Genomic DNA, 6,913 nt, shown 5'->3' with positions numbered 1-6,913 from the left:
TTAAAAATAAGGAGGCTAGGAAAATGAAAAGTTTTTTTAGTGGATTGTTATTAGTATTTTTAATTATAATAATATCATTTATAATTAAAAATAAAACCTTTTTCACCTTAAGTACTCAAATGATTGGATACAGCAGTATTGCCATTGGTGCTATTTTATCAGGACTTTTAAGCAAAAATATATATAGAAGGACATCTACTGAAAAAAAAGAGGAAAGATTTAAAAGATTAGAAATTTCATCTAAATTTATTTTATTTGGGATTCCAATTATTATATCGTTCTTTATTTTATCTTGTGTAAATTTAAAAACCTATTCCACCATCATTCCCAAGAAATCCTGTAGAATAATTCCAATATCTATTAGGATCTGATCTATGCAAAGTCAATATAATTCCGAAGCCACACTGCCCATTTGCAATTGTATCATAATAATAATTTCTAGGAGAAGTAAAGCTTCTAATATAAGAAGTTCCTGTGCTTGGATTTGAAATATTAATATCCCTAGAATAAAAATCACTTGCATGGCTACTGCCTGTGTCAGTATCATAAACTGTTCCCCATACTTTTTGTACAATTTTAGCATTTCCTACTACAACGCCTGAATTAGTACTAATTATTTTAACTTCTGAAGTATTAGGTCGAATACCTGACTTTGGGTAACTAATTTTATCATAATCAAATTTAATTAAATAGTATACACTGTAGGTATCATCACTATCTTCTTCAGAAGAACTAGCAAGAGGCTTTATTTCATTGTTAATTTTAAATACATCTTCCTTAAAAACAAAAGCTTTATAATTTTTTATGCCTTTAAACTCATTTTTATTTTTAAAATACCTAAAACACTATCATATGAAGCATATAATGAATTTTCAGAAAAATCAAACCATAGATTTCATTTATATATGAATATATTATTTAAATATTATGAAAAATATAAAAGATTTGCTCCTTTTAAAATGCGTTTTTAGGCTTTTTGTGTTTTTTTTGGTTGCTCATCCTTATTTAAATGTATTACAAACTATAGGAAGGCGAAATAACGGTGTGATTTTTTGGTGCTTTTATTTTCTTTATTGATGATATTAAAAGAAAGTTTAGGAGTTTTAAAGAAAATACTTAAATCAAATTTGTAAAATAAATTTAATAGCATTGTTCGACCTCCTAGATATAGTTATAAAGTCCATAGCTAGCTCTAGGAGGTCTTTATATGCTTAATTCGTATATTTGTACTGCTTGTACATCAAAAGTCCTTAAATTCGATTTTAAAGTTTCATCTTATTATTGGCTTTATCTTTTGATTTTTGTTTTTAAATTTCTGTGGATAACTTTTTATTAGAGAGATAGAAAGATATAGTAATAACTCTTTAACTACTTTTAACTACTTTTACGAGGCCTAGACATCACTGTTTGCAAGGAGTTCAGAGTCGATAAGACGACAAAAAACTGAAATAGAGACGACAAAAAACTGAAATAGAGACGACAAAAAACTGAAATAGAACGACAACGACAAGAAGTAATCGTTGACAACACAACAAGATTAAGTTAGGATTAAAAATAAAAAGAGGGATTTAAATGACAAATAAGTTAGTTGTAAAATCCAATGATTTGATATCTGCAAATTATAATTTAAATTTAAACGAGCAGAAAATGGTATTGTGTGCTGTTTCAAAGCTAGATAGAAACGATGAAAAATTTAATTCTATAAGCTTAAATATAAGTGAATTTATTGAGATTTTAAACATCACAGATAGAAACTATGAACAAGTAAGAAATATCGCTAGAAATCTTAGGAGAAAAGAAATAATAATAGATACAGAAAAATCTGAGTATATTACTGGTTGGTTTTCAGGAGTTAATTTTGACAAAGGAGATGGAAATATAACTATAAGATTTGATGAAGATTTAGTTCCATATTTATTAAAATTAAAGGAACGATTTACAAGATATGAGCTAAAAAATATTCTTTCAATGAAAAGTACTTACTCAATAAGGATTTATGAACTTTTAAAACAGTATGAAACTATTGGGAAAAGGGAATTTAAGTTGGATAAATTTAAAGAATGTTTAGGAATGGAAGAAAGTATGTATTCAAGGTTTTATGACTTAGAAAGAAGGGTTTTAAAAGTTGCTAAAGATGAAATCAACGAATATACAGACCTAAATATAGATTATGAAAAAATAAAAACAGGTAGAAGAATAACAAGTATTCTATTTACCATAGAAGCAAAGGATCAGGACAAAAAAGTTTACATTGATTTTTTAAATGAATTTTATGATATTAGAAAAATGAAAACTAAAATGGGTTTGAAAAATGAGAACTTTAGCTCAACTCAAATTATGAATTTATATGAAAAATCAGTTGAAAAAGCTGGCAATGAGGATATAGATTTATTTGAATATGTAAGACTTAATTATAATCACATAAAAAACAAAGCAAGAAATTCTTATTCATATCTTTTAAAGGCTTTGGAAAATGATTATGCTTCAGCTATAGGTCAGATAAGTTTAGATTATTATATCGAAAGGTAAATAAAGGCTTGTAAGTGGCTATTTATCAATATACCTATTGTATTTATAAATAATTTAAAGCTCTTAGAAAGCATTTAAAAGCCTTGTTTTTTAGAATATAATTTATTAAAGGAGTGTTTTAAGATGAAAGTAGGTAAAAGAGTAAATACTGGTGCTGGAGAAGTTTTGATTTTAGATATTCAAAAGGATTATTTGATTTTATTTAACGAGGAAAACAAGCAATTTATTAAAGCAAATGGCTATGATCAAGATGATAAAATGGTGTTTTGGAATGGTGGGGGATATTATAATAGTTTTGAAGAGTTAATCGAAAGTCTTGGATTGTAAAATTCTATTCTTGTTTGCTCTTTGTTTAAACCAATAAAAGTAAGAAAATTTGAGTATATAACTGGTTGGTTTTCAAGAATTAATTTTGATAAAGCTGATGGAAATATTACAATCCGATTTTATGATGATTTAGTACATTATTCATTAAAGTTAAAAGAAAAATCTACTAGATTAAATTTAGGAGATCGAATTGATAACTTTTAATTTTAAACAACCCTAGTTTAGAAATTTCTAAACTAGGGTTGTTTAACTTCTTATTGGACTTTCAAGGTTTTTATTTATTAACTTATAATCATCTTCAGTAAACAATATAGTAACTTTTTCTAATTCTTTTCCGCCAGGATACAAATGTAAAGTCTGAGTATATTGGATATTGAAAGGTATAACTGTTCGATAAATAAAATCGATTACTCTTAGACAATCTAGGCTAACACCATTTTTAAGGGTGTTTTTAATATTAATAGCAATCATTCCCTCTATCTTTTCAAATTTTAAATCTAAATAAATATCATTAATTCTACAAAATCCTTTCAAAAAATCTTCGTAATAATTATTATAAGTTTGTTCCATTACTATCACTCCATGTCCTTTTATGATATATTGTACAATAGAAACAAAAGATATAAAAGGGGTGTTAAGTATGAAAAGATTTTTTTCAGTTTTTTTTATTGTTTTATCTCTTTTAGTTATATCTATTCCTGCTTTAGCAGTTGATAAGGCAGACGAAGCCTTTGAAAGTGAATTAGAGAAGCTAAAAGAAATAGGTACAGTTACTTATGAAGATGATGAAATCACCGTTTGGGATCTAGGTAATGACAAAGAAATTTCAGATTTTATTTTAAATCATCCAGATAGTATTGTAAGCAATACTGAACCTAGAATCACTCCATTTTCTTCTGCCACAGGACCAGGGGGATATTCTAGTATTTATGCAGGAGATTCTGGAAGAATTGTATATTGGTCTGTTAGACCTGCAACGGCATGGCCATATAATTTCGAAGGACTTGTAAAACTTAGATACTATTCAGGATTTAGTAGGGATGCAGTGATAGGTGGTTTAGGAGCTTTAGGTTCTACAGTTAGTGGGGCTGTAACAATGAATAAAAATAATGGTGGTGTTGCATACTTATCAGGAAGTGCATATTCTTTAGATTTTAAAAAATATAAAGTGATACCAGGAGTTCAAACTACTTTCAGGGCAAATTAGGGAGTTTGAAATCTTAAGGGCAGAGTATAAGATAAACAAGGTATTTGATGTAGTATGAAATTTATATTTTTAAGAGCTAAGCCTTAAATCTTTAATGGCTTAGAAAATTATAAAAGAGTGATTTCATCTGCTAAAATATATTAAGGCTAAGGGGAAGAATCAGAAACTTTATATTCTGCTTCGCCTTAGCCTAATTCTTTAAAAGCAGATGAAATTTAATAAGTCCAGGTGGAGATTTTTTGAGTGAACTCCTCAAAATAATACTACCTGGACTTATTAAAAATGAATGAAAACTTTGTCTCTAAAGTTTCTTTTTTATTGCCTTTAAGCCTCGCAGAGCTCAATTAGTTTTGGCACATAAGTGTCGTAACTAGTATTGAGTAACTACTATTGACAATAGTAGTTACATCGGCGATAATCACATTAAGATGATTAAGAAGGATTTATCGCTGATGATATCTTAGAAAAAGGAGGAAATGAAATGTCAGGAGCTGCAATTTCATTTGTTACAGGATCAGGTGCATTAGAACATAATAATAGGGAATTTGTTCATGATAATGTAGATCCAAATAGAATAAAGGATAATATAAATTATAAAGAAGAATCTTTAAAAGATGCTTATGAAAATTGTTTTAGTGAAGCAGTTGAAAAATACAATCAAAAGCAAACTAGAAACGATAGAAAAATAAAAAGCTATATGAAACAAATAAAGGAATCAGGAAATAATGAAAAATTATTTTATGAAAATGTTATTCAAGTAGGAGATAAGTATTCCCACGGTTTTGGCTCTGGAAATGAACAACAAGCTATAGATATTTTAGATAAATATGCTAGAGACTTCCAGGAGAGAAATCCAAACCTTTATGTCTTTAATATGAAAATGCACCTTGATGAAGCTAGTCCACACCTTCATATCGATTATATACCAGTTGCTACTGGCTACAAGAGGGGTTTGGATACTAGGAACAGTTTGACAAAGGCACATCAGAATATGGGCATTTCTAAGGGTACTGGAAGAAATAACAACTCCACTATGAAATGGCAGGAAAGAGAAAAGGAATATTTAAAAGAAATAGCTAAGGATTATAAGCTAGAAATCATAGATAAAAAGACTGATAGAAAGCATTTAACAGTTGATGAATACAAGATTTATGCTGAACAAATAGAAAAACAATATGATAAGTATATGAATAAATCAATAAAATTCAAACCTAGTAAAATCCCTTTTTTAAACAAGGTTTTTCTTGAAAACAAAGACTATGAACAACTAGCTAATAATGCAAAATATAATTCTGTTACAGAAAAAACTGTATCAAAATATACTAAAAAACTTGAAGGAAAAGAGGTTGAATTAAGCCTTTTAGCTGATAGATTGAAGAAAAGAGGCAGAGAATTAAAGGATAAAGATAAGGCATTTGATATTAAGTTTCAAGAAGTAAAAAAGATAAAAAATAAATATGAATTTCTTTATGAAGACCAATTAAATATAAATGAAAAAGTGGACTTTCTACAAGAACAAATTAAAGAATTAGAGGTGGAAAACTCTAAGATAGAGCCTTTACAAGATAAGGCTGACAATTTGGCTAGTGTTCTTACTAATCAAATGAAAGCTATAAATTTACTGGTACACGATAAAGAAGATTATGCTATTGGCTTAAATAAAAGGCAAATTAATTTAATAAATGCCTTAGATAGCTATACTCAATCTTGGTTAGAACAAGTCGGGGAAAAAGACTTAGCTACAGAGGTCAATGAAAAAATAGGAATAAGCAAGGGAGTTCAAGAAAACATAGATCATTTTAAAAAAATAGAAAGATCTCAAAATAGAGGTCCAAGTCTTGGTGGCAGATAAATTTAAAGAGTTTGTTGAATTTAGGGTATAATATTAAATTAAGTAGCTGTTTAAAATGGATAAAGAATTAATGAAATCTATCAGAACGATACTTAAAGAAGAATTAGATCCAATAAAATCAGAGATTAGAGAACTTAAAGAAGGACAAGTCAAATTACAAAATGGACAAAAAGAGATTAAAGAAATGATTGGAGAACTAGATCCTAAAAATGCTAATAGACATCTAGAGTTAAAAGATTCTATCGACCAACTAAGAAAAGACCTGTCTACTGTTGAAATAGTTACAGCAAGCAATTATTCAGATATAGCAAGGCTTAAGAGTGCAAAATAGTATAATTTCATATATTTGAAAGGAAGATGAGTTCTATGAAGAATAAAGATTGGAAGAAGTATTTATTTTATATATTATTAATTTTCGGTTTATTATACTTAGATAGCTATATATTAAGACAAAGAGCTATATATCAAAAAGAAACTTTTGATGTAGGTCTTACTTATATAGTAATGTCTATGATTGTTAAAATAGGCGTAGGTACCGTATTAGGCTTAGATTATATAGTCGGCGAAATTAAAAAATCAGGCTCTTGGAAGATTAATTTATCTAAAATATTTTTAATGGTTGTTCCAACTTTATATTTTTCAATGAGTTTCTTTGCTATGTATCGATTTATTGAAAATCCAATCTATAAAATATTAACTTATCCCATGTTTATATTCTTTAAGAATGATTCCAGTTTTATTATTGCTTCTCAGTTAATGTTCGGATATTTATTTGTTACAAGTTTTTATAAGCAGTCTAAGGAGGTTAAAAGTTAAATTATTTAGTTTTAATAATATATATTATATAAAAACAAACAGTGTATTTGGTGATTAGGATAGAGTGTCATTTACACTTTATCCGATTTTTTATTTTAACCTTATCATAATAATTATTTTATTTAATTTAAAAATAAGGAGGCTAGGAAAATGAAAAGTTTTTTTAGTGGATTGTTATTAGT

At 27.6% G+C, this 6,913-nt stretch carries 9 protein-coding genes; 8 read left to right on the top strand and 1 reads right to left on the bottom strand.

Annotated features, from left to right (window positions below):
- The first annotated feature begins 23 nt into the window (after positions 1–23).
- The 4 genes from ACTHUW_RS12135 (at position 24) to ACTHUW_RS12120 (ending at position 3,060) form a co-directional block, all read left to right on the top strand.
- A complete protein-coding gene (locus ACTHUW_RS12135) occupies positions 24–371 on the top strand; it encodes a DUF5316 family protein (RefSeq protein WP_442213430.1) in 348 nt (115 codons plus the stop codon).
- Positions 372–1,572: 1,201 nt separating this feature from the next.
- Positions 1,573–2,529 carry a replication initiation protein gene (locus ACTHUW_RS12130; protein WP_442213428.1) on the top strand — a complete coding sequence of 319 codons (957 nt, stop codon included), beginning with the start codon at positions 1,573–1,575 and terminating at the stop codon, positions 2,527–2,529.
- Between the two features lie 123 nt (positions 2,530–2,652).
- A complete protein-coding gene (locus tag ACTHUW_RS12125) occupies positions 2,653–2,856 on the top strand; it encodes a hypothetical protein (protein WP_442213426.1) in 204 nt (67 codons plus the stop codon).
- Between the two features lie 21 nt (positions 2,857–2,877).
- Positions 2,878–3,060 (top strand): RepB family plasmid replication initiator protein, encoded by a 183-nt coding sequence (locus ACTHUW_RS12120; protein ID WP_442213423.1) that lies wholly within the window; start codon positions 2,878–2,880, stop codon positions 3,058–3,060.
- A 42-nt stretch (positions 3,061–3,102) separates the two neighbouring features.
- Here the strand turns inward: ACTHUW_RS12120 and ACTHUW_RS12115 are convergent, their stop codons facing one another.
- The gene (locus ACTHUW_RS12115; RefSeq protein WP_442213420.1) at positions 3,103–3,426 is read right to left on the bottom strand and encodes a hypothetical protein; all 324 of its coding nucleotides are present in this window, start codon (positions 3,424–3,426) and stop codon (positions 3,103–3,105) included.
- Between the two features lie 70 nt (positions 3,427–3,496).
- Between ACTHUW_RS12115 and ACTHUW_RS12110 the strand changes: the two genes are divergently transcribed.
- The 4 genes from ACTHUW_RS12110 to ACTHUW_RS12095 all read left to right on the top strand — a co-directional run bounded on the left by ACTHUW_RS12110 (position 3,497) and on the right by ACTHUW_RS12095 (position 6,731).
- Positions 3,497–4,063 carry a hypothetical protein gene (locus tag ACTHUW_RS12110; protein ID WP_442213418.1) on the top strand — a complete coding sequence of 189 codons (567 nt, stop codon included), beginning with the start codon at positions 3,497–3,499 and terminating at the stop codon, positions 4,061–4,063.
- 481 nt (positions 4,064–4,544) lie between these two features.
- A complete protein-coding gene (locus ACTHUW_RS12105; protein ID WP_442213416.1) occupies positions 4,545–5,915 on the top strand; it encodes a plasmid recombination protein in 1,371 nt (456 codons plus the stop codon).
- A gap of 55 nt (positions 5,916–5,970) precedes the next feature.
- Positions 5,971–6,246 (top strand): hypothetical protein, encoded by a 276-nt coding sequence (locus tag ACTHUW_RS12100; protein WP_442213414.1) that lies wholly within the window; start codon positions 5,971–5,973, stop codon positions 6,244–6,246.
- A gap of 35 nt (positions 6,247–6,281) precedes the next feature.
- Complete coding sequence (locus ACTHUW_RS12095; protein WP_442213412.1) at positions 6,282–6,731, top strand: hypothetical protein; 450 nt, start codon at positions 6,282–6,284, stop codon at positions 6,729–6,731.
- The last annotated feature ends 182 nt before the right edge of the window (positions 6,732–6,913 follow it).

Source organism: Senegalia sp. (in: firmicutes) (assembly GCF_052088025.1).
In the GTDB taxonomy this organism is placed as follows: Bacteria; Bacillota; Clostridia; order Tissierellales; family SIT17; genus Anaeromonas.
This window is presented reverse-complemented; position numbering and strand designations above follow the sequence as displayed.